Raw genomic sequence first — 20379 nt, 5'->3', positions numbered from 1 at the left:
CAAATGGATGACCGCTCTGGGTAACGAAGATAAGGTTTCCGAGTCCAAGAAGTTGATTGCCGCCGGTGTTATCGGTTTGGTTATTATCATCACCGCTTACGCCATCGCCGCTTTTGTTATCAACGCCTTGGTGAATGCTACAGCTTAGTTGAGATTTTTCCGTAAAACTTGATTGAGAACTAAAAGATAAAAACTGAGGGCGCTGAAAATGAAAATTTTTCGCGCCTTCAGCATTATCAAAATATGAAAATTGGGTTAACAAAAAAAATTATAGTTAGTTTGTTGTTAGTAGGGTTTTTGGCTGTCCCTATTTTTTATTGTCTGGCGCAAGACGGTGAAGCGGCGTCGGATCAGAGCTATGGTCTCAATGAGGTAGCGGGCAAGGCTTATGGTAAGGATGCCGCGGATTTGCAGACCGATCCGACTGTTATCGCTGGAATTATCGTTGGTACCGTTTTGTCGTTACTAGGTATTATTTTTTTAGTCCAGGTTATTATCGCTGGCATTACTTGGATGACAGCTCAGGGTAATGAGGAAAAAATAACTAAAGCCAAACAAACTATTTTGCATTCGATAATCGGGCTGGTTATAGTCATTGCTGCCTATGTTTTAGTTAATTACGTTATGGATTTGCTGGTCAGCGCGACGACGAAGACCACGGCGCAATAGTTACGGACTATTAACAATAAAATAAATATAAAATGGTTATGATGAAATTTTTTTATTCAAAGCCGGTTTTGGTTTCCCTGGCTACTTTATTGACTTGTTTTTTTATTGTTGCTCCTTTTCCGAGCGCTGTAGCCCAAGATAACGATGGGGCGACCGGTTTACAGGGGGCATCGGGAAAAACCGAAATTTTTTCTGAAAAATTGGGATATCAGCCGTCCGACGATATTACCCCGGAAATAGTTATCGGCAGACTGATCGGCTACGTTTTGGGATTTTTAGGCGTGGTATTTTTCGTTTTAGTTGTTTACGGCGGTTGGAAGTGGTTGCTTGCTAAAGGTAACGAAGACCAGATAACAGAGGCGAAGGATTTGATTACGCATTCAATCACCGGTTTGGCTATAGTTTTTGCCGCTTACCTGCTTTCTTGGGTGGTTCTATCTTTTATTATGCAAACAGTGTCGCCCAGCGGATAAGGCTTTAGGTTAGTTTTAAAAGCAGGATTAAATATTTATGTACATGTTTAAAAAAATCATTATCATTTCGGTTTTACTGTTTGTTGGTATATCGGTTATTTTACCTGCTTATGCGTTTGCTCAGGGCGGCGATGAAACTGCGCCAAACCTGCAAAATTTAAATGCCAGTCTGGTAAATGTTGGTAAAACCGGTTATCAAGCCACTACTGATTATTCTTCCGATTCTATTTATAAAATTATTGGCGCAGTGGTAACGTTTTGCGTTTCCTTGGTTGGGGTGGTGGTTACTATTTTTATTATTTATGGCGGTTGGCTGTGGATGACCGCTTCTGGCAACGAAGACAAAGTAAAAGAGGCGCAAGGAATAATAAAAAATTCCGTTATCGCGTTAGTTATTATTTTTGCGGCTTGGCTTTTGACACAAACCGTTATTGGGTTTTTTGGCGGTTCGCAAGTATAAAAAATATCTTATTATGGCAAGTCTATCGCGAAGCAAGAACATGATTTATTTGTGGTTGGCAGCGGCGGTTTTTGTTTTGTTTATACCTGCTGCTATTTTTGCGCAAGATCAAACATCAGGCGGGTTGTTGTTACCTGATACCATGAAAGGATTAAACGAGCAGGCGGCGCAAACAGCAGATTACTCCGGATACCGCTCTACAAGCGGGCAAACAGGTATTTCGGTTATTACGGTTATTTTACAATATTTGTTGTCTTTTTTGGGTGTTGTTTTCTTCGCTTTGATAATTTATGCCGGATTTCGCTGGCTTTATGCCGGCGGCAATGAAGACCAGCTGGCTGATGCCAAAAAATTGATGAAAAATGCAGTGATTGGTTTGTTAATAATAGTTTTTGCTTATCTCATCACCTTCTTTGTCGTATCGCGTCTGGGTGCGATCACCGGTTACGAAGCCGGCGTTGATTTTAATATGAATCAAAATTATTTACCATAACAGTTGCTATGATATTAAGACAAAAAAACAAAAAAAGCATAATTATCACAACAATGTTTTTGTTTGTATTATCGTTACTTCTCGTGAATTCGGCGGTTTTCGCACAAGAGGGAGGATCGGCGCAGACACAATCGGTTAATGCTCTGGATTTTTTGAAAACCACCGCCGGTAGCGATGGGGCTGGATATAACACCGGTTTCGTGACAGGGGACGTAGCGCCGCAATTTGCTATCGCCATGCTGGTTGGTACTTATGTTTTTTATTTTGTTTCTTTTTTAGGTATAATATTTTTGGTTTTAATAATTTATGCTGGTTGGCTTTGGCTGACCGCCGGCGGTAACGACGAGCAAATAACCAAAGCCAAGGCATTGATGAAAAACGCCGTTATAGGTTTTGTCGTGGTGTTAGCCGCCGATCTGACATGGGAATTGCTTAGATTTTTAGCTTTTATCAGAAATTAATTAGATTTATGATTTTTTGGAAGAAAAATTTTTTTGTAGCCATTTTCATGTTTTTTGTGTTGTCGAATATATTAATGCCGATGATTGTTTTCGGGCAATCTTCTACCGATGTTACCGTCGAAGACGTGTCGTCGGTTTTTTTGAGTAACGCCGGGTATCAAGGATATTTATCGGATTCGGAAAACCGTCCGCTTTCTATGATAGTGATGGTGCTACAAACGTTTTTTACGGTATTGGGCGTGATATTTTTAATAATTATTTTGTACGCTGGTTTTCGCTGGCTTACTGCCGGCGGTAATGACGAGCAGGTTGGGGCCGCAAAAAAGTTGATTATGAATTCAGTGATTGGTTTGGTGATCATATTTTTAGCATATATCATAACTATTGCCATGCTGGTTTGGTTTACTCCCGATGTTTACAACGCCAACTACCGCAGTTCCGACGGTCTTATTAACGGCGGCAATATTACGTTTTAAAGATTGTTAACATAATTTGTATGAAAAAAACCGTAGTTTTATCTTTATTTCTGATTGTTTTTAATTTGTTGCTGGTTTCCAGTATCAGTTTCGCCCAAAGTGAATCGGCGAATGCCCCTTCTTTGGGCGGAAATTTGCAGGACGTGGCGACAGGAGTGGGCTATACGCAGCCAGAACAATATGACCAGCCCTTTGGTTTGGTGGTTGCCAGAGCTTTACGCGCGTTTTTTGGCATGCTCGGAATCATATTTCTAATCATTATGCTTTATGCCGGTTTTCGCTGGATGACTGCCGGTGGCAAGCAGGACCAGATCGACGAAGCGAAAAAATGGATTATCAACGCGGTCATCGGTTTGGCGATTTGTACGCTTAGTTACGCTATTACGGTTTATGTCGGCAGTATTGTCGGTGAAGTCGGCACGCCGCATTATCAATATTACGATTAAGAGATATAAGAGTATGAAAAAAATATTTTTTACATTAGTGATATTGGTTGTCGTTTTTGGTTTATTGGCGCCCAGTCTTTCTTTTGCCGCCGACAATTGTACCGATGCTCAGAAAAAAGACCCCAACAGCCCTTGTAATCCGGATTTTACCGGCGGGTCGGAAAGCTCTTTGTGGCAGATGATGTTTGGCGGCGGTCTGAATGCGATTGGTGAACAAGTTTACGGAGAAAGCGCGGAAAACACTGACTTGCAGGCTTTGGTTCTTATGTTGGTGCCGGCGTTTTTGTCGCTCCTTGCCACGATATTTTTAATCATTATGCTTTATGCCGGATTTCGTTGGATGTATGCAGGCGGTAAACAAGAGCAGATAGATGATGCTAAAAAATGGATTCGGAACAGTATTATCGGTTTAGCTATTGTTCTTGCCGCTTACGCGATAACCAGTTTTGTTATTAATGCACTTACTTCTTAGAAAGCGTATATATTTAAAATAAAACAGCTCGGTATGAAGGGCTGTTTTTTTTAAAAAAATAGGTTATAAAAATTTATAAAACAACTAAAAATGACCGGTCGGAATTATTTAAAACAATAAATAATCAAAAAGGCTATAAAAAATTATAGCCATTAAGATAAAAAAGACGACGTCGGTTATTTTATTTCCATTTCCATGGTTATTGCGGCAAAAGGGCAGTTTTTGGCGCAAAGACCGCAACCTTTGCAATATTCCAGATCGCACTCACGGTAGATTTTTCCCGTTTTATTGGCTTTGCCAGTAGCATAGACAACTCCTTCCGGGCAGACTTTTTGGCAAATCCCGCAGCCAACGCATTTTTCATGGAGAAAGACCGGTCGGTAAGTGCGCCAAGATCCGGTTTTATTTTTTTTACTTTGCCCCGCCGGGGTAGAAGGAGTGTATTTCATAAATTAATTTTTTAATACTAGGTTATACGCTTCCTGCGCCGCTGCAATATTTTTCTCGGTTATTTCTTTTGATTTTTCTGAAAATTTTTCAGTAATTGCTTTTTTTAAGGCATCAATACTAATTAGTTTTGTCGCCCCGGCAAAAGCGCCGAGTAAACTAGTGTTAATAATCGGTTTACCCAAGTACTTCAAGGCGATTTTGGTCGCCGGAATAGTTTTTGCCGAAATATTCGTCGGCAGATCTAGCGCCGATGGTTTTTTTTCCGAATTGATTAAAAACAAGGTATTTTTTTTAATCCCGGCAAAAACCTGCTGGTTGGCAAGAAGAGTCGGATCTTGGATGATAACAAAGTCGGGTTGTGATGCTTGGCTGCGAATGGTAATTTTTTTGTCATCAATCCGGCAATAAGCTTCGACTGGCGCGCCTTGACGCTCGACACCAAAAAAAGGAAACGCCTGAGAATACTTTCCTTGTTTAAAAGCGGCTATTGCCAGTAGCTCGGCGCCGGTAACCGCGCCTTGACCGCCACGACCGTGTATCCTGATAAAAATCATAATTTATTTAATAGCATTTTGTTTTATTAGATAGTCAATCGCTTTTTTCCAGCTTTCTATCGGCTGCAAACCGGTAACCATATTGCCATTGATAAAAAATACCGGAGTTCCTTTTAAGTTAAGATTTAGACCGGTATCCATATCTTCTTTTATTTCTTTTTGGTGGGTACGGGCGGTAAAGCACTGATAAAACCGTTGGGTGTTAATTCCCATATTTTTTGCTATTGCCACCATGTTGTCTTCGGTCAGATTATCTTGACCGGCAAAAAGCTGATCGTGAAAAGTCCAAAAAATCGGGGCACCTTGTTCATAGGCGCAAGCTGCCGCGTTTGCGGCCGTAATACTGTCTTGGGAGACTATCGGGTAGTCACGGTAGATAATTTTTACTTGTTGGGGATATAATTCGCGGAGTTGTTTCAATACCGGTACCATTTGTTTGGTAATTGGACAGGCAAAGTCGCCAAATTCGACAATAGTGACAGGCGCGTCTTTCGGTCCCAAGAAAGGATCATCTGTTGATTCAACCTTTTTTCTGATTTCATCCAGATCGTTGGTACTTTTACCGATTATTTCTTCGACGGTTATTTCTCCCTTATTGAATTTCCAGAGAATTTGAGCCACTTGAAAAGTTATGGCCGAGCCAAATATCAAGAAAATGGCTAAAATTATTAATATTACAACCCCCCACCATTTTTTATACCAGCGTTTAATTTTTGTCGGATAATTTGGAGTTTGTCCGTTCATAAAATTATTATAGCACATTTATTGTTTTAGTTGTATTTTGCAGCAGCTTTTTATCCTTTAAAATTAGCGAATTTTAGGGCAAAAGTAACTATTTTCGGTTGACATAAAACCTTTGGTGTAGTAGACTTATTCTAGTCTTTTAAACTTATGGACAAAGGAACTATTTTCTCAATCATTCAAGTCGTCATCTCCGCTTTATTGGTAGTAGTGGTTATGATGCAAAGTCGAGGCACCGGCATGGGAGCTGTTTTTGGCGGTGACGGTAACGTGTATAAAACTAAGCGTGGGGCGGAAAGATTTCTTTTTATCTCAACGATTGTTTTGGCAGTTTTGTTTTTAGCCTTATCATTACTTCGATTTTTAATATAAAACCTCTCTTAATTATTAGTCTTTTTAAGACCTAAGTTTTCTGGTTTTATTTTGATTATTTTTTGTGACTGAAGAAAAACAATCAGGACTCTCCAATCAAAAAATATCTAAGGTTAAAAAAGTGTTTAGCCGACTATTTGAATTAGTATCTTTTCGGCACAAAAATGTAGATGTAGAAAATGAAGCTTTGTTGCAACATGAGGCAAAGAGTGAGATGGATAAACAGTTAGTTTTGTCTTTGACGGGAAAAAAACGCAGCAAACTTCCGGCATGGAAGCAGTTAAAGAGGGTGGGAAGTATTTTTTCAGAAAAAGAAAGGATGGCGGTTAAGGCGCTTCTGTTTTTTGTGGTTTTAGCTGTTATGTTTTTGTTTGTTAATTTTTGGTTTTTTACTTTGAAAGTAAAACCTGATTATGGCGGAGAATATTCGGAAGGGTTGCTCGGTTATCCGAAATATTTGAATCCTATTTTGGCGCCGGCTAATGATGTTGATTCCGACGTTTCTTCCTTGATCTATTCCAGTTTGATGCGTTATGGTAAGAACGGTATTGAATCGGATTTGGTTGAGAGTTACCAGATATCTGAAGATCAAAAAGAATATGTTTTTGTTTTAAAAAAAGGTATTAAATGGCACGATGGGGAAGAACTAGGGGTTGATGATGTTTTAATGACATTTGATCTAATCAGAGACCCTGATTCCGGATCGCCTTTATTTAAAACATTTTCCGGAGTTACCGCCGAAAGAATTGATGATTATACTGTTAAATTTATTCTCAAAGAACCTTTTGCTCCTTTTTTGAGCACTCTGACTTTCGGTATTTTACCGGAGAAATATTGGGCGGAGATTGATCCGGCTAATATCAAATTGGCTGAATTGAATCTTAAGCCTATTGGTTCTGGCGCTTGGAAATTTGAATCTTTGAAAAAAGATAAGCAGGGGAATATAAAATCTGTTACCTTGGCTGCGTTTGATGGCTATTATGCCGGTCGACCGTATATGGACAAAGTAGTTTTTAAATTTTATCCCGATGTTTTATCTTTAGAACAAGCATTGCGGAATAAAAACGTTTCAGCAATCAGCTATTTGCCGCGAACTAACAGGGATAAATTTTTCGGTGATCAAGACGAGGCGAAAGGGTGGAGGCAAAAATTGTTAGCCGCCGCTCAATATACGGCGATTTTTTTCAACCCCGATAATAACGATTTGTTAAAAGACAGAAATGTAAGACAGGCTTTGTATAAAGCGATTGATCGGCAAAGGATTGTCAGGCAGGTTTTGGAAGGCGAAGCGGATATTGTTAATGGGCCTATTTTACCCGGTTGGATTGGTTATAATTCGGATATAAAGATTGATTACGCGCCGGCTCAAGCGACAAGTTTGCTCGATCAAAACAAATGGGTTGGTATTACTCCCAATGATTATATCGCTTTAGTTAAGGAACAGGAGAAAAAGAGTTTACCCGCCGACGCGCCAGAGTTACAAAAAACCGACGAAGAACGTTTAGCCGAACTGTCTGGTCAAGAGTATTTCAGAAAAAAAGACGGAAGGATTTTGGAAATAAATTTGACGGTAGCCGATCAGCCGGAGAGCGTTGCGGTGGCAAAACTAGTACAGGAAGATTGGCAACGCATAGGAGTGAAAACAAATTTGATTACAGTTTCTGCTCAAAACGTTCGTCGTGAAGTGATCAAGCCGAGAAATTATCAAACTTTGCTTTATGGCGAAATAACGGGTTATGACCCCGATCCTTATCCATTTTGGCATTCTTCACAACAAACCGATCCGGGGTTAAGCTTGTCTATGATAACCGATAGAAGAATCGACAAATTTTTGGAAGATGCCAGACAAACAAACGACCAGGCAGTGCGAGAAGATAACTACAAAAAACTTCAACAGTTACTTTTAGATGAAACAATTGCTATTTTTCTTTATCAGCCAAAATATCCTTACATAGTAAGTGATAAGGTTTATGGCTTGGTGGTAGATAAAATAGCTATGCCGCAAGATCGTTTGGCGGATATGGGGCTGCGTTATTTTAATACCAAACGTTTGGGTAATTAATCATTCGGGCGAGTGGCGGAACTGGTAGACGCACTGGCTTCAGGAGCCAGCGAGAGCAATCTCATGGAGGTTCGACTCCTCTCTCGCCCACCAAATAAATTTTTAAGAATTGAGTATGGATATGCCAAAGCAAGTCATTATGATTCACGGATGTCCTACGGATGTAGAAAAGGCGATGAATCCGGAAACCAGAACTTATGACAAGCATTGGATACCTTGGTTGAAAAAAGAGCTTATTAAACGGGGGATACGAACCGAAACGCCGCTTATGCCGACACCGTGGGAGCCAGATTACCAAAAATTCAAAGCAGAGTTTGAAAAACATAATGTTAAAGAGAACACTGTACTTATTGGACATAGCTGCGGTACGGCCTTTTTGATTCGTTGGCTTGGCGATACCAAAAGGAAAATATCCAAACTTATACTGGTAGCCCCCTGGGTAATCGCTGACAAAGACGATAAATCTAGGGTGGATTTTTATGAGTATCCAATTGACGAAACTATTAAGTCGCGGGTGAAAAACATTGTATTGTTTACCGCAGATAATGAAAAAGAAGATGGAAAGAAAAGCGTGAAAATCATTCATCAAGCATTGGGCGGAAAAATCATCGAATTGGAAGGGCGCGGACATTATTGTATGAGTAATATGGGGACCGAAGAGTTCCCTGAGTTATTGAAAGTTGTATTAAAATAGATAAAAAACAGGTTGTCATGTCTTTAGTTCCTCGACGATTCGATTTTGACTAATACGGTTATAAGATTATTAAATAAAGCAGTATTATATGGCAGAAAAATTTTCTAAAAGCATAGAAGGAGAAAAAAAGCCTGAACGATACCAAATAATTAAGAACGAGGTTTTGGAAAATCATGATGATGGCTCAAAAACTGAACAATCTACTGAGTGCAACGGTTCTCTTCACAGACGTTGTGTCGACAAAATCTATTATGATGAAAGTGGTAATATTACCTTTGCCGATCAACTGTCTATGGAGGAGTTAGGGTTATGCGACTGTGGTTCTTAGTTATATTTTAATCACGACAAGTTGAATATAAAAAGTAAAAAGTGCCAGATTTGCCAGCATCTCCCCGTGGTGGGACGATTGCTAGAGTAATTAAAAGTAACAAAAATTTTACTTCCTACTTTTTGTCTTTAACCTCATTTAATAATTAAAATCTCTCTTAATAATTTTTATTTATGATTCCTAAAAAAGAAGGTACGAAAAACCCCGGTAGAAGACACGGCCGAGCCACAAAACAGAAACGTTTTTGGCATAAAGAAGCTGCGCCTGGTTTCAAGTCCGGAAAAAATGATACTAAAGGAAAATATAATTTAGCGGCCAAAGCATTGGTCGGCGCTCATAAAAATTCGGTGAACAAACTGAGAATAATCGCTCTCGGTGGCCTGGAAGAAGTCGGTCGTAATTGTATTTTATTTGAATACGACAGCGACATAATTATCGTTGACATGGGTCTGCAATTTCCTGAAGAAGATATGCCTGGTATTGATTATATTATTCCTGATGTTACTTATTTAAAAAACAAAATCAATAACATCCGCGGTGTTATTATTACCCACGGGCACTATGACCATATCGGCGGGATTCCTCATTTGATGAAAGAAATAGGCAATCCGGTAATATACACCGCACCGCTCACGGCCGGGATTATCAAAAAACGGCAGGAGGAATATGCCGACGCTCCCAAACTCAATATCTATCAGATTAATGAAAATTCCCGGTTGAAACTGGGCGGCGCTTTTCAGGTAGAATTTTTTCGAGTCAACCATACGATACCGGATAGTTATGGCATAGTGATTAAAACCCCGGTGGGAAACATCGTCCACACCGGAGATTTCAAATTTGATAAACATCCTGTCAATGAAAAACCAATAGATATAAATCGTTTGCGTTCTATCGGTAATCAGCGCGTGGCTCTACTTATGGCTGACAGCACTAATGCCGAGCATCCCGGTCATCAGCTTTCTGAAAGTGATGTCGACCGAGAAATGGAAAAAGTTTTCGGCAGCGTCCAGGGTCGTATGATTGTCGGTACTTTTGCTTCCAACCTTTCCCGCGTCCAACTCCTTATCAGTTTGGCGGAACGTCATGGGCGAAAAGTTCTAGTTGAAGGGCGTAGTTTAAACGACAATCTAGATGTTTCTCATAGTCTCGGCTACATGAAGTTTGGTAAAAATACTATGGTTGACTGGGCGGAAGCCAAAAACATTCCGGATAACAAATTGATGATTATTTGTACTGGCGCCCAGGGCGAGCGCAACGCCGTCCTAATGCGTATGGCTAACAATGAACATAAATATCTTCATATCAAAAAAGGCGATGTGGTGGTGTTTTCTTCCTCGGTGATCCCGGGTAATGAGCGCACTATTCAGAATCTCAAGGACACTCTGTATCGTAATGGCGCCAAAGTGATCCACTATAAAATGATGGATATTCACGCCGGTGGTCATGCCAAACAAGAAGATCTCAAAGAGTTAATTAGTTTGATTCGGCCGAAATTCTATATGCCGATTTATGCCAATCACTATATGTTGCGGATTCACGGTGAATTGGCTGTTTCAACTGGGATAAAAGAAAGTAATGTTTTGATTGCTGATAATGGACAGGTGGTTGAGCTGACCAAAGATGCCGCCAAAGTTACCGCAGAAAAGATATCGGCCGAATACGTTTTTGTTGACGGACTCGGTGTAGGCGATGTTTCCGAGATAGTATTGCGTGATCGCCGGATGATGGCCGAAGACGGTATGCTGGTCGTGATTGTCACTATTCGCAAAAAAACCGGTGAGCTAGTACAAAATCCAGACCTAATTTCCCGCGGTTTTATCTACATGAAAGAAAATAAAAATATAGTCGAGGAAACCCGCAAGCGGGTGCGCAATTTGCTCAAAGACAAAGACCATACCTCGCCAGCTTTTGAAGACTATATCAAAAATAAAATTCGTAACGAGATTGGCGAATTTCTCTGGAAACGCACCAACCGTCGGCCGATGATATTGCCGGTGTTGATTGAAGTTTAGGGGTAGTGGTTAGTTGTTAGTGGTTAGAATTTAAAAATAACCCCGTTTCGAGTGAGCGGGGTTTTCTGTTTTTCTTCGCCCTCATGCCGCCTGCCTGCCGGCGGGCAGGGGCAGGCACTTACTTTTTGTAACCAAAAAGTAAGCAAAAAGTTCCGGGGGCTGGAAGCAAGCGCGTGTCCTTATCATCTTAAGGTTTCCTTACCCCGCCCCGCCCCTGCAGACCATAATTACCGAAACGGGTCGGGGCTCGGCGCAGCTTACGCCCCCGGACCCCCGACATTTTAACAACTTAATATTTTTTGAAATAAGATTAAAGCCTTAGCTGGTGGTAGTTTATTTAGTAAAATTACCACCAGCTAAATTTGAAAGATAAAACCCCATTCATGTAGAACGGGGTTTTGTTGACTGTTAGTCTTTGAAAAATTTTTCGATCGATTGCCGCTTTGGCCGTTTGATGATTACATAGTCTTCGGTGTCCACGAAGGGAGGGACTCTCCACCGGAGGACGATGGCGTCAATTTCCTCGCCTGGGAATTTGTTTTTGACTCTCTTGATTATCGAATCAAAGTAACCATTTGTTTGGATACTGACTTCGACGACTCGTTGTTTCCAGCCGCCGAAGTTTGAAGAGAGGAGGAACCAAGCTCTTTGTTCGACACGTCGCAGGTCGTAGACTGACCTGTTTTGAACTGATTGGACAGTAAAAGTTTTGACTACAATCGAAATTACTTTTTTGCTGTCCCATTCAAGCTTAATCCCATAAAGCCATGGAAACTCGCGGAGAAATCTTTGTAACCTTTTTGGTTCCACTATAACCTCCTTTTTTAAGCTCATCACGAGCCGGACGGTTGTTGGTCAGCCATTAGCAGCTGACTAGTTATATTAACAATAGATAGTGAAACGGTCAATAGATTTTGATTGTTGACTTTTTTCTTTATTTCTATTAAGATATTAATAGAAGAACTTAAGATGTTTTCTAAAATCCAAACTTTGGATCTCCAATAAAATGGGGACTGGGTCTAGAGTGGTCTTAAAAAAGACAGGATGATTGCTGCGTTAGTGGCGATCCGGCGTCCTCCGTAATCAAAGGATAACTAATGTCGTTTTGTTGATGCGAAACAGAGTTGGTAAAGTGAACAGACAGATACCGTTTACTGGTATTTTTTTGTTAATCAAGGTGGTACCGCGGGGTAAATCCCTCGTCCTTGGCTAGAAGTTTATATTTCTAGCTAAGAACGGGGGATTTTTTTGTATCCACTGATAACAACTACAGGAAGCGACTCCCCCTTGGCAGGGAGTCGCATTCACCCCCTCTGTCGCTTCGCGACATCTCCCCCTTGGCAGGGAGTCGCATTCACCCCCTCTGTCGCTTCGCGACATCTCCCCCTTGGCAGGGAGTCGCATTCACCCCCTCTGTCGCTTCGCGACATCTCCCCCTTGGCAGGGGGAGGAATTAAAGCTAAAATTAAAACATATGAAAACAATCAAACCAATCATAGTTTCCGGTATTCAACCCAGTGGCGAACTGCACGTGGGCAATTATCTCGGTTCGCTCAAAAACTTTGTTGAATTGCAAAACAGCTCCAAATATCAATGTTTTTTCTTTATTGCCGACTACCATGCAATGACAGAAAATAGTGATCCGGAGCAGCTTCGCGCTCGTTCTCGAGGGTTGATCATGGATTATTTGGCAGCTGGTATCGATCCGAGTAAATCGACGATTTTTCTTCAGTCACAAGTAACTGGTCATACCGAGCTTGCTTGGATTTTTAATACTTTATTGCCAGTAGCGGAGCTGGAAAGGATGACACAGTTTAAAGACAAAGCAGCTCGACAAAAAGCAAATATTAACATGGGTCTTTTTGACTATCCCGTTTTGCAGGCGGCTGATATTTTGCTTTATCACGCTTTGGCAGTGCCGGTGGGTCAAGACCAGGTACAGCATGTTGAGCTGACTCGTCTGGCGGCTCGCAAGTTTAACCAAAAGTATAAGACTGATTATTTTGCTGAGCCAAAAGAAGTATTGACTAACACTCCAAAAATAATGAGCCTGCTCACTCCAGAGAAAAAGATGAGTAAAAGTTTGGGTGAAAATCATTGTATCGGTATCAACGACGACCCGGAAGTAATCAAAAAGAAATTGAGTCGCGCGGTGTCTGACGAAGGTAGTGGAGAATCGGTCGGTGGTACCAACCTACTACTACTCCTCGAAAATTTTTCTCATCCCGACACGGTAGAATACTTCTTTAAACAAAAAGAGCAAAAGAAGATAAAGTTTGGTGAGTTCAAAGCGCAGTTAGCCGATGATATCGCTAATTATTTTAAAGACTTTCGTGATCGCCGGAAAAAGTTAGAAAAAGATAGTAAATATGTCGACAAGGTAATGACAGAGGGAGCCGCTACCGCGCAAAAGATTGCTAGTCAAACTATGGCGGAGGTGAGAGAGATTGTTGGGTTGGTTTAATAATTATTGGTAAATGAAAAACCCGAGAGATATTCCCGGGTTTTTTTGATGGTTCTTTAGGCGGTTTCACGGTCATTGATCATGACAACCCCTACGACTTTTTTCTTAGAGAGGAATAAGGCAACGCCCACTATTGCCAGTCCGACGAACAGCTTGGTTTTGTCGAACTGATCAAAGGTCATACTGGCGGTGCCGGAGAGGGTGATCAGGTAAGCGCCGATGATACTCAAGGTGTTTCTGATCAGCATTTTGATGAAATTGATTTTGGACATTACGCCGCCGGATCCGATTCGGAGCATATTTTTGATAGCTTTCGTAGCTTCTTTCGCGGCATCAGCGTCGGTGCTGTTGACAGTAAGGTTGATTAAACCAAGGGAGAAACAAACAGACAACGCAACGTTGAGTCCGGCGAAGACCCAGTTCCAGATATAAAGAAAATGTCCGGCCGAACTGATGCTTTCGGGTAGGGTTTTGAAAAAAAGGTTGTTGACAACAAATGCGATCGCTGCGATTAGAAAACCTAACATCTTGTCACTCATTTTTCCTTCCTCCTTATCTTAGGCTCCCAGGTTAATTTATTTTTGTAAGAACGAATAAAAAAGCTTATCAGGTTTTGGTAAAAGTGTCAATAATAATAAGACCATTTTTTACCCTCACTGTTTTTCTAGATTTTTTTAATCAGAAGAAGAAAATAATAAAAAACCAGGGATAAAACCCTGGGTTTTTTGGTGAGATATTTATTTGGATGAATCCTTACTTTTTTTACGGAATAACAATAAGGCGATGACCACTATTGCCAGTCCGACGAACAGTTTGGTTTTGTCGAACTGATCAAAAGACATACTGGCGGTGCCGGAGAGGGTGATCAGGTAAGCGCCTAGGATCAGCAGTGCGTTTTTGATCAAAGCCTTGATGAAGATCAGACCCGAGACCACGCCCCCAGCGCCAGCGCCAAGCAGTCCTCCTAGGATCATCGCACCGCGCGAGCTCCATTTTTGGCTAGCGGCGCCAGCGCCGCCAAGACCGATAAAACCGGTAATGCCGAAGGCGACCAAACTCAGAAGTACGACTTTACCGATGCCAAAAACCCAATTCCAAATGTAGAGGAAGTGTCCGGCTGAGCTGATGCCTTCAGACAGGGTGTTGAAGATAAAACTAAAAACAAATATCAACAGGGCAATACAAAACCCAAACATAGGCGTCTCCTTTTTGGTTAATTGATTCTTGTAAGAACGAATAAAAAAGCTTATCAGGTTTTGGTAAAAGTGTCAATAACGCGAGTAGGAGAATAAAATAAAAAACCGCTGGTGATTAACCGGCGGATTTTTATTGCTTAAGCAAGCTGGTAAGCCGAATTCTGTCATCCCCCACATAAATTATGTGAGGGAGGATGACCATCTATCTAGTCCTGCCATTGCTGACAGGATCAAGCGAGCAACCAAATTGGCTCTTGCACCAGAGAGGGTTTACCATCACATCTTGGTCGCCCAAGAGGAAGAAAAGTAGCAGTCTTTAGAAATCATATGATTTTCTAAAAATACACCTTTTCTCTTTTCACCTTTGTCCCCCACATAATATGTGGGGGATAGTATTGTCTCTGTGACACTTTCCCTAGGATTACTCCCGGTCGCCGTTAGCGACTCTCTTTGTCACTCTAGCTTTACAGCCAGAGGGGTGTTCGGACTTTCCTCCCCCCATTTTCTATGTTTTAAGGCTATCGCCAAGACGCTTTTTTAGATGAGAGTAGCTGTTTTTAAACTGTTTTAAATTTTTCTCCCGTTTCATCGCGTCTGATTTTGAACGATAGGATTCGTAGTAGACCAAAATAAAAGGAGTTCTGTTTTTTGTCGATTTATTCTCTTTATTTTGGTGTTCCTGAAATCTGCGTTTTAAGTCACTAGTAAAGCCAATATAAAGCTTGTCGTCTTTTTGGCTTTTTAAAATGTAGACATAAAACATAGAAAGTGGGGGGCGGTCATCTTGCTTACTTAAGCTCTAGCAATATATCAGAATAGGTTTGATTTGTCAATGAGTATGTGCGGAGCGACACGCCCTCTGGGCGTGTTATTGTGATTGACTCACTAAACTCCATAACACGGTCCTCCAACGGGCGGACAAGCCAGAGGCCGTGTCGGACCAGGATCAAAAACGGTATGCGGTATGCAGGAACTTGGTTTATTCGCTATATACCATATACTCGCCCCTATATACTAATTAAAAACCCCCATTCGCCTAGGCGAACAGGGGGTTTGGTTGAATGTTAGGGATAGAATAGCTTGTCCTTGGCGGTGGGGCCAAAAGACAAAATTTTTACCGGGACACCGAGTCTTTCTTCCAAAAATTTTATGTAACCGGGGTCGACGTATCGGTCGGCGATATTTTTTCCGGTCCAAAGATGATCGGAAAAATAAACCGGCTCAGCTGCGAACAAGGCGTTGGTCAGGGCGTTGTTTTCATTTTGCTGAGGCAGTGCCGGTTTCCTTATTTGTACTATCACATCTTCACCATTACTAATGAAGAGATCGGGGCGAACTTCTTTGCCACGATAGAATAGTGCAACTTTGACCAGCGGGATTTTTGCCATACGATCAAGATTGGTGATGGCCAGCGCATCGATTTTACCGGCTACGCTAAGCGCGTATTTGGTCGCTATAAGATCAAACCAGCCGAGACGAAAGTCTTGCTGCCAGTCATTCCATTCGTTGTGATCGGGCGGGACGAAATTGTGCAGTGCTTGGTCTTCAGTAACGAGCGGTCCGGCACCGTGACGCGTCATATAACCGCGCATTACACCGATACGGACCGTTTGCCTTTGCGGTGAAATGCCAGCTTGCTTCAGCATCTCTTCGGCATTGATCATCGTGGTATTGCTGCTGGTGACGTACGGATGAAAACCGTAGTCGGCATCCAGTAATACTCCTTGAGCGCCTTCGAATATCGCACCTTGCCGACAGATTTTTTCCAAGATAAAATCGTCGGTAACGATTTTTGCTTGTTTGAAAAAAGCTTGGTAGCTTTCGGCGATTTTTTCCTGATCCGCCCAACGAACCTTCTCCAGCAAAGGAAAAAGTTGTTCGCGGTAAGCAGGATTTTGGTCATACAGTTGCTCGGCAATATCGAGCTTCATCTGTTGGATGAAACCGATTTTTTCTTTGATCAAATCGATTTTATCCAAATTTTTGGCAAACAGTGTTATTCGACTTGAATAATTCAAATCACAAGTGGCTTCCCATACTCCCTTGCCGCAGCTGCCGTGACGATTGTTACCGCGGGCGATTTCGCGCATTTGGTTGATTAGTTCGTGCCAAGGCGTGATAATGGCGCTGTTTTCACTGATAAAAGTTCGTGCCATGGCGCTTGTTACGCCTTTGTTTTGCAACGCTGAATTTTCAACAAGCATGCTGCTAGGGTTAATGAGCATATAGCGAGAAACAATAGTGTGAGTGTCTGGCAAAAGCATGCCGGAGCCAAATTGGGCGAAGCAATGATGCAACCCTTGAGGTGTTATCACGTTATGCGCTGCTTGCGACCCGCCGTTGAAACGGACGATGTTTTTTATCCCCGTATGTCGGGCGAGGGCGTCGACGATCGTTCCTTTGCCCCCGTCTCCAAACGTTAGATCGGTGACAATATAGATTGTCGGAGCCATTTTTTCTCCTTGTCATTCCAGGGTGAGATGCTGCGGATATTCGGTGTAATAGTCATTAGCCGCCGCTATCGCTTCATCGAAGTGATGAAGACAAACGCCATCTGATATCATGAAGTGTCGGTATCCCATGCCGTAAAGCAAATGCAAGTCAGCAAAATCGCCGAGTGACGCCTTGCCGTCTTTTTCCACGTTGGCGAAAAGTCGGGAGGCGGCGATGGCACTGCGGTCGATGTTTATCAATTCTTGCGTCGCTTTGAGAATCTTTGACTTAGTTGATCCGATGTTTATCATTAGGTCGTCGCGTGCTGCCATCAGTCGCAGGCGCTCTTTGGCGAGTGTTCCCAGATTAATCGACCGGCTGGCATAGTCCCAGCCTTTAGTCGATTCGATTTTGAGAACGAGCTCATATTCCTGTTCCGGTGAATATCCGGAACTGGACATGATCAAGCTTTTCACTTGCTGCCAGTCCGAACACTGTTCGACGAATGACAGCATGAAATAAGGATTACCTAATTTCACAGCCGCTTTGACATAGGCAATATCCGTGTTGGTTAAAAAACCTTTAATACGGATGTCGCCGGCGACGTTGATTGCTTGGCTTTGACCGACAGCATACTTCGGTGGCGGATCAACGTAGATTACGCGACCGTTTGCCTTGACGATTTCGGACAAATCGGATTCTCCGCGAAAAAGGACAAATGCCTGACCATAAATTTCAACTTCATGGTTGAGTACGATTTTGCCGTAATCAGGAGTCGCCCATCTGTCGATGCGCAGTTGACGACCTTTCAGGTCAATCCAAAGCTTTTTACCCGCGGCGCGGATTAGTTCGATAATGGTTATCAGGGTGTCTTCAGGGTTGGAGCCGGAGGCATAGCCGCTGTTGTAGCGGACGCCACCGATCATGGGATGGTTGATGATTTTTTCCAGCAACTCACGCCGATGAATCGGCGGTAAAGTCGCAATCCACATAGTCATGGGTACATCTCCTTTTTGACTGTTTTATTGTAAAGGTTCGACATGTTAATTTAGCAATGAAAAGGGAAAAAGTCAATATATAGGAGACAGGAGGCGGGAGACAGGAGGCCGGGGAGATTTTAGAAAGATTTAATATTGATTTTGGTATTATCTGGATAAACGATAAAAACAATATGACAGAAATAATAAAGTCATTTTTTCAGATGAAGTCATGGCAGGAATCTCATAAGCTTGTTTTGTTAGTTTATAAGGCTTCAAAGGGTTTTTCGGAAGACGAGAGGTTTGGTTTAAGTAGTCAGATTAGACGCGCATCTGTATCAGTCTCTTCTAATATAGCTGAAGGTTTTGCCCGTAGGTCCAAGCCGGAAAAAATTAATTTTTATTCCATTGCTTTCGGCTCCTTAGTCGAGGTGCAAAGTCAGCTTTTGATAGCACAAGACTTGGGTTATATAGGTGGTGTTTGCTTTACTAAGATTGCTGATCAAACAGTTTTAACTAAAAAGTTACTAAGCGGTTCTATAAGAAAATTAAAGTCATAATAGCGGCACTGTATCCTGTCTCCTGTATCCTGTCCTATTTACTGAAAAAAGAAAAACCCCGTACCTAGACGATACGGGGTTTGGTTGGATGGTTAAATAGAGCTAGATTCGGGTAGCGCCGCTCTTGCGAGTCTTGCCGCCGCCGGTGCTGCGGATTGTCACTTTCGGTGTGTTCGCGACTTGAGCCAGTCCGTCAAGCGAAGTTTCAATTTCTTTGATTCGCGTGACTGTCTGACCGCGGTTTTTCATGTCTTGCAGGTAGGCCGGCAACGTGCGGCTACCGCTGCAAATAGCCAGTACGCCGAGCATCGCGTCGACGATGGCTTTGGGGTTTTTTAACCGCAGAATGTTTTCCTGCGGGATCACGCTGCCCCACTGAGTCAACACAACATTGTCTCTGTAGCCGGCGTATTTTTCATCGCCGTCTTTTGCTCTGACCTTCTGGGGATCGAAGGTAAAGGTTCCGACCTCGACATCACTACCTGCACCGGAGGAGTTGGCCGGAGTCTTGCCTTCGAAGTGCTCTACCTCACCGCCGATTTCGATTTCGACTCGGAATGGCGTAGCGGCGCGGGTGTTTTCGTGGAAGCCGTAGTTTCGGACAAAGACTCGATACGTGCCTTTGGGCGCTTTGCCTTTGGCCCAGCGGGTGTTTTCGACTGGCTTGGTGGTCTCGCCGTGGACGTTCATGTCGACATCGAGCATGCCGCCGCTGCGGGAAACCTTGCTGCCGTAGTAGATCTCGAAGCCGTCGGGATCGATGACGTGCAAATCCAGATCGTTGCGATTGGACCAGGCTAGCGAGAATCGTATATCGACACCTTCGATCATACCGCCGGCCTTGCGGACACGGGCGGCGATTTCTTCGTCGATGTCTTCTTTGCGTTCCTCCCAGGACTTGGCCGGGTAGATAAAGAAGACGTTGAATTTTTCTTGGAGCAGTCGGAAAATTTCCGCCGAAGGAATGTCTTTGGGAATGGAGGCGCCGATGACGCGTTTAACTTCGTCTTTCGAAACTTTCGGGTAGAAACCCTCATCACCGATTATAAAAAGGTAGCCTTTCTGGTTGCGCTTTTTGAGCGAAGCGAGCTCGGCTTTGATGGCGTACATGTACGCCGCCAGCTGGTAGGATTCTTGCCCGCTGCCACCACCGCCACCTTCGGGCCACATCGCTTGCAAGACTCTGTCGATCAGGTCGTCGGTTTCAAACTGACCGACTTGCAGAGGAGCGGCGTCGCCGTCAGTGGCGTCGCCAACACCGCAAAAACTGATGGCCGGATTACGCACGTAGCCTTCCAGCATGACTTGACCCATCAGCAGCGGCATCTTGGTCAAGATGTCGATCAGGTCCTTGCCGCGCGATCTGGTCAGATCCATAATCACGGCGATTGAAGTTGTTTCGGGGTATTCTTCGCTGTCGTCGCTGACCAACTTTTCGATCTTTTTGGGATCAAGAGTTGCCGCGACTTTGCGTTCTTCCGGCGGCTTGGGTTTGGTTACTTGCTCGAAATGTTGTTCGACCTGCCGTCGGCGCGCATTCATGTCTACGTCGCGTTCATAATGATCACCGCCTCCACCCATGATAC

Annotated in this window: 24 protein-coding genes, 1 tRNA gene, 1 other RNA gene and 1 pseudogene; 16 read left to right on the top strand and 11 right to left on the bottom strand. The window is 42.8% G+C overall.

Annotated elements, in window-relative coordinates; all coding sequences use genetic code 11:
- Positions 1-243: 243 nt before the first annotated feature.
- The 8 genes from WC310_05320 (at position 244) to WC310_05285 (ending at position 3950) form a co-directional block, all read left to right on the top strand.
- A complete protein-coding gene (locus WC310_05320) occupies positions 244-669 on the top strand; it encodes a hypothetical protein (GenBank protein MFA5359201.1) in 426 nt (141 codons plus the stop codon).
- Between the two features lie 38 nt (positions 670-707).
- The gene (locus WC310_05315; GenBank protein ID MFA5359200.1) at positions 708-1142 is read left to right on the top strand and encodes a hypothetical protein; all 435 of its coding nucleotides are present in this window, start codon (positions 708-710) and stop codon (positions 1140-1142) included.
- Positions 1143-1179: 37 nt separating this feature from the next.
- Positions 1180-1602 carry a pilin gene (locus WC310_05310; protein ID MFA5359199.1) on the top strand — a complete coding sequence of 141 codons (423 nt, stop codon included), beginning with the start codon at positions 1180-1182 and terminating at the stop codon, positions 1600-1602.
- 13 nt (positions 1603-1615) lie between these two features.
- Positions 1616-2095: a hypothetical protein gene (locus WC310_05305; protein MFA5359198.1), complete on the top strand. Its 480-nt coding sequence runs from the start codon at positions 1616-1618 to the stop codon at positions 2093-2095.
- An 8-nt stretch (positions 2096-2103) separates the two neighbouring features.
- Positions 2104-2556, top strand: coding sequence for a hypothetical protein (locus WC310_05300; GenBank protein ID MFA5359197.1), 453 nt, complete (start codon positions 2104-2106; stop codon positions 2554-2556).
- 74 nt (positions 2557-2630) lie between these two features.
- Positions 2631-3032, top strand: coding sequence for a pilin (locus WC310_05295; protein MFA5359196.1), 402 nt, complete (start codon positions 2631-2633; stop codon positions 3030-3032).
- A gap of 20 nt (positions 3033-3052) precedes the next feature.
- Positions 3053-3478 (top strand): hypothetical protein, encoded by a 426-nt coding sequence (locus WC310_05290; GenBank protein MFA5359195.1) that lies wholly within the window; start codon positions 3053-3055, stop codon positions 3476-3478.
- The gene (locus WC310_05285; protein MFA5359194.1) at positions 3423-3950 is read left to right on the top strand and encodes a hypothetical protein; all 528 of its coding nucleotides are present in this window, start codon (positions 3423-3425) and stop codon (positions 3948-3950) included. Before WC310_05290 ends, WC310_05285 begins: the two co-directional genes overlap by 56 nt.
- Positions 3951-4126: 176 nt before the next feature.
- Here WC310_05285 and WC310_05280 read toward each other — a convergent pair whose 3' ends face one another.
- The 3 genes from WC310_05280 to WC310_05270 are packed head-to-tail and all read right to left on the bottom strand — an operon-like array spanning position 4127 to position 5698.
- Positions 4127-4399, bottom strand: a complete 273-nt coding sequence (locus WC310_05280) for a 4Fe-4S binding protein (GenBank protein ID MFA5359193.1) — start codon at positions 4397-4399, stop codon at positions 4127-4129.
- A gap of 3 nt (positions 4400-4402) precedes the next feature.
- The gene (locus WC310_05275; protein ID MFA5359192.1) at positions 4403-4954 is read right to left on the bottom strand and encodes a pyruvate ferredoxin oxidoreductase subunit gamma; all 552 of its coding nucleotides are present in this window, start codon (positions 4952-4954) and stop codon (positions 4403-4405) included.
- Positions 4955-4957: 3 nt separating this feature from the next.
- A complete protein-coding gene (locus WC310_05270) occupies positions 4958-5698 on the bottom strand; it encodes a thioredoxin domain-containing protein (protein MFA5359191.1) in 741 nt (246 codons plus the stop codon).
- A gap of 147 nt (positions 5699-5845) precedes the next feature.
- On the opposite strand from WC310_05270, the gene secG reads away from it, so the two are divergent.
- From secG to WC310_05240, 6 genes are all read left to right on the top strand, one after another.
- Positions 5846-6067: a preprotein translocase subunit SecG gene (secG, locus tag WC310_05265; protein MFA5359190.1), complete on the top strand. Its 222-nt coding sequence runs from the start codon at positions 5846-5848 to the stop codon at positions 6065-6067.
- A 64-nt stretch (positions 6068-6131) separates the two neighbouring features.
- Positions 6132-8129, top strand: coding sequence for a peptide ABC transporter substrate-binding protein (locus tag WC310_05260; protein MFA5359189.1), 1998 nt, complete (start codon positions 6132-6134; stop codon positions 8127-8129).
- Between the two features lie 6 nt (positions 8130-8135).
- Positions 8136-8222: transfer RNA gene (locus tag WC310_05255), tRNA-Leu, on the top strand.
- A gap of 22 nt (positions 8223-8244) precedes the next feature.
- On the top strand, positions 8245-8823 hold the full coding sequence (locus WC310_05250; GenBank protein ID MFA5359188.1) for an alpha/beta hydrolase: 579 nt from the start codon (positions 8245-8247) through the stop codon (positions 8821-8823).
- Positions 8824-8911: 88 nt separating this feature from the next.
- On the top strand, positions 8912-9151 hold the full coding sequence (locus tag WC310_05245; protein ID MFA5359187.1) for a hypothetical protein: 240 nt from the start codon (positions 8912-8914) through the stop codon (positions 9149-9151).
- Between the two features lie 173 nt (positions 9152-9324).
- A complete protein-coding gene (locus WC310_05240) occupies positions 9325-11163 on the top strand; it encodes a ribonuclease J (protein ID MFA5359186.1) in 1839 nt (612 codons plus the stop codon).
- Positions 11164-11571: 408 nt separating this feature from the next.
- On the opposite strand, the gene WC310_05235 is transcribed toward WC310_05240, so the two are convergent.
- The gene (locus WC310_05235) at positions 11572-11973 is read right to left on the bottom strand and encodes a hypothetical protein (protein MFA5359185.1); all 402 of its coding nucleotides are present in this window, start codon (positions 11971-11973) and stop codon (positions 11572-11574) included.
- Between the two features lie 664 nt (positions 11974-12637).
- Here WC310_05235 and trpS point away from each other — a divergent pair.
- Positions 12638-13627: a tryptophan--tRNA ligase gene (gene trpS, locus WC310_05230; GenBank protein ID MFA5359184.1), complete on the top strand. Its 990-nt coding sequence runs from the start codon at positions 12638-12640 to the stop codon at positions 13625-13627.
- Between the two features lie 56 nt (positions 13628-13683).
- Here trpS and WC310_05225 read toward each other — a convergent pair whose 3' ends face one another.
- From WC310_05225 to WC310_05200, 6 genes and pseudogenes are all read right to left on the bottom strand, one after another.
- Positions 13684-14166, bottom strand: coding sequence for a hypothetical protein (locus tag WC310_05225; GenBank protein ID MFA5359183.1), 483 nt, complete (start codon positions 14164-14166; stop codon positions 13684-13686).
- A 198-nt stretch (positions 14167-14364) separates the two neighbouring features.
- On the bottom strand, positions 14365-14823 hold the full coding sequence (locus WC310_05220) for a hypothetical protein (protein ID MFA5359182.1): 459 nt from the start codon (positions 14821-14823) through the stop codon (positions 14365-14367).
- A 134-nt stretch (positions 14824-14957) separates the two neighbouring features.
- Positions 14958-15359: RNase P RNA component class A (gene rnpB, locus WC310_05215), an RNA gene on the bottom strand.
- Between the two features lie 26 nt (positions 15360-15385).
- Positions 15386-15586, bottom strand: a pseudogene (locus tag WC310_05210) (GIY-YIG nuclease family protein).
- A gap of 301 nt (positions 15587-15887) precedes the next feature.
- Entirely contained in the window at positions 15888-17276 is a 1389-nt protein-coding gene (locus WC310_05205; GenBank protein MFA5359181.1) for an adenylosuccinate synthetase, read from the bottom strand.
- Positions 17277-17288: 12 nt separating this feature from the next.
- Entirely contained in the window at positions 17289-18254 is a 966-nt protein-coding gene (locus WC310_05200; protein MFA5359180.1) for a hypothetical protein, read from the bottom strand.
- 173 nt (positions 18255-18427) lie between these two features.
- Between WC310_05200 and WC310_05195 the strand changes: the two genes are divergently transcribed.
- Positions 18428-18793, top strand: a complete 366-nt coding sequence (locus WC310_05195) for a four helix bundle protein (GenBank protein MFA5359179.1) — start codon at positions 18428-18430, stop codon at positions 18791-18793.
- A gap of 102 nt (positions 18794-18895) precedes the next feature.
- Here WC310_05195 and WC310_05190 read toward each other — a convergent pair whose 3' ends face one another.
- Positions 18896-20374, bottom strand: coding sequence for a hypothetical protein (locus WC310_05190; protein ID MFA5359178.1), 1479 nt, complete (start codon positions 20372-20374; stop codon positions 18896-18898).
- Positions 20375-20379 lie beyond the last annotated feature (5 nt).

The organism is Patescibacteria group bacterium, from assembly GCA_041653535.1.
Lineage (GTDB): Bacteria > Patescibacteriota > Patescibacteriia > JACRDY01 > JACRDY01 > JBAZFH01.
Note: the sequence above shows the minus strand (reverse complement) of the source record. Positions and strands in the feature narration are given on the sequence as shown.

Excerpts from the sequence above, each read along its gene's own strand:
- WC310_05190 (MFA5359178.1), bottom strand. The coding sequence starts at position 20,374 with ATGGGTGGAGGCGGTGATCATTATGAACGCGACGTAGACATGAATGCG.
- WC310_05245 (MFA5359187.1), top strand. The coding sequence starts at position 8,912 with ATGGCAGAAAAATTTTCTAAAAGCATAGAAGGAGAAAAAAAGCCTGAA.
- WC310_05220 (MFA5359182.1), bottom strand. The coding sequence starts at position 14,823 with ATGTTTGGGTTTTGTATTGCCCTGTTGATATTTGTTTTTAGTTTTATC.
- WC310_05275 (MFA5359192.1), bottom strand. The coding sequence starts at position 4,954 with ATGATTTTTATCAGGATACACGGTCGTGGCGGTCAAGGCGCGGTTACC.
- WC310_05310 (MFA5359199.1), top strand. The coding sequence starts at position 1,180 with ATGTACATGTTTAAAAAAATCATTATCATTTCGGTTTTACTGTTTGTT.
- WC310_05315 (MFA5359200.1), top strand. The coding sequence starts at position 708 with ATGATGAAATTTTTTTATTCAAAGCCGGTTTTGGTTTCCCTGGCTACT.
- WC310_05250 (MFA5359188.1), top strand. The coding sequence starts at position 8,245 with ATGGATATGCCAAAGCAAGTCATTATGATTCACGGATGTCCTACGGAT.
- WC310_05200 (MFA5359180.1), bottom strand. The coding sequence starts at position 18,254 with ATGACTATGTGGATTGCGACTTTACCGCCGATTCATCGGCGTGAGTTG.
- WC310_05290 (MFA5359195.1), top strand. The coding sequence starts at position 3,053 with ATGAAAAAAACCGTAGTTTTATCTTTATTTCTGATTGTTTTTAATTTG.
- WC310_05300 (MFA5359197.1), top strand. The coding sequence starts at position 2,104 with ATGATATTAAGACAAAAAAACAAAAAAAGCATAATTATCACAACAATG.
- WC310_05195 (MFA5359179.1), top strand. The coding sequence starts at position 18,428 with ATGACAGAAATAATAAAGTCATTTTTTCAGATGAAGTCATGGCAGGAA.
- WC310_05305 (MFA5359198.1), top strand. The coding sequence starts at position 1,616 with ATGGCAAGTCTATCGCGAAGCAAGAACATGATTTATTTGTGGTTGGCA.
- WC310_05270 (MFA5359191.1), bottom strand. The coding sequence starts at position 5,698 with ATGAACGGACAAACTCCAAATTATCCGACAAAAATTAAACGCTGGTAT.
- WC310_05280 (MFA5359193.1), bottom strand. The coding sequence starts at position 4,399 with ATGAAATACACTCCTTCTACCCCGGCGGGGCAAAGTAAAAAAAATAAA.
- WC310_05205 (MFA5359181.1), bottom strand. The coding sequence starts at position 17,276 with ATGGCTCCGACAATCTATATTGTCACCGATCTAACGTTTGGAGACGGG.
- WC310_05295 (MFA5359196.1), top strand. The coding sequence starts at position 2,631 with ATGCCGATGATTGTTTTCGGGCAATCTTCTACCGATGTTACCGTCGAA.
- WC310_05320 (MFA5359201.1), top strand. The coding sequence starts at position 244 with ATGAAAATTGGGTTAACAAAAAAAATTATAGTTAGTTTGTTGTTAGTA.
- WC310_05240 (MFA5359186.1), top strand. The coding sequence starts at position 9,325 with ATGATTCCTAAAAAAGAAGGTACGAAAAACCCCGGTAGAAGACACGGC.
- WC310_05285 (MFA5359194.1), top strand. The coding sequence starts at position 3,423 with ATGTCGGCAGTATTGTCGGTGAAGTCGGCACGCCGCATTATCAATATT.
- WC310_05225 (MFA5359183.1), bottom strand. The coding sequence starts at position 14,166 with ATGAGTGACAAGATGTTAGGTTTTCTAATCGCAGCGATCGCATTTGTT.
- secG (MFA5359190.1), top strand. The coding sequence starts at position 5,846 with ATGGACAAAGGAACTATTTTCTCAATCATTCAAGTCGTCATCTCCGCT.
- trpS (MFA5359184.1), top strand. The coding sequence starts at position 12,638 with ATGAAAACAATCAAACCAATCATAGTTTCCGGTATTCAACCCAGTGGC.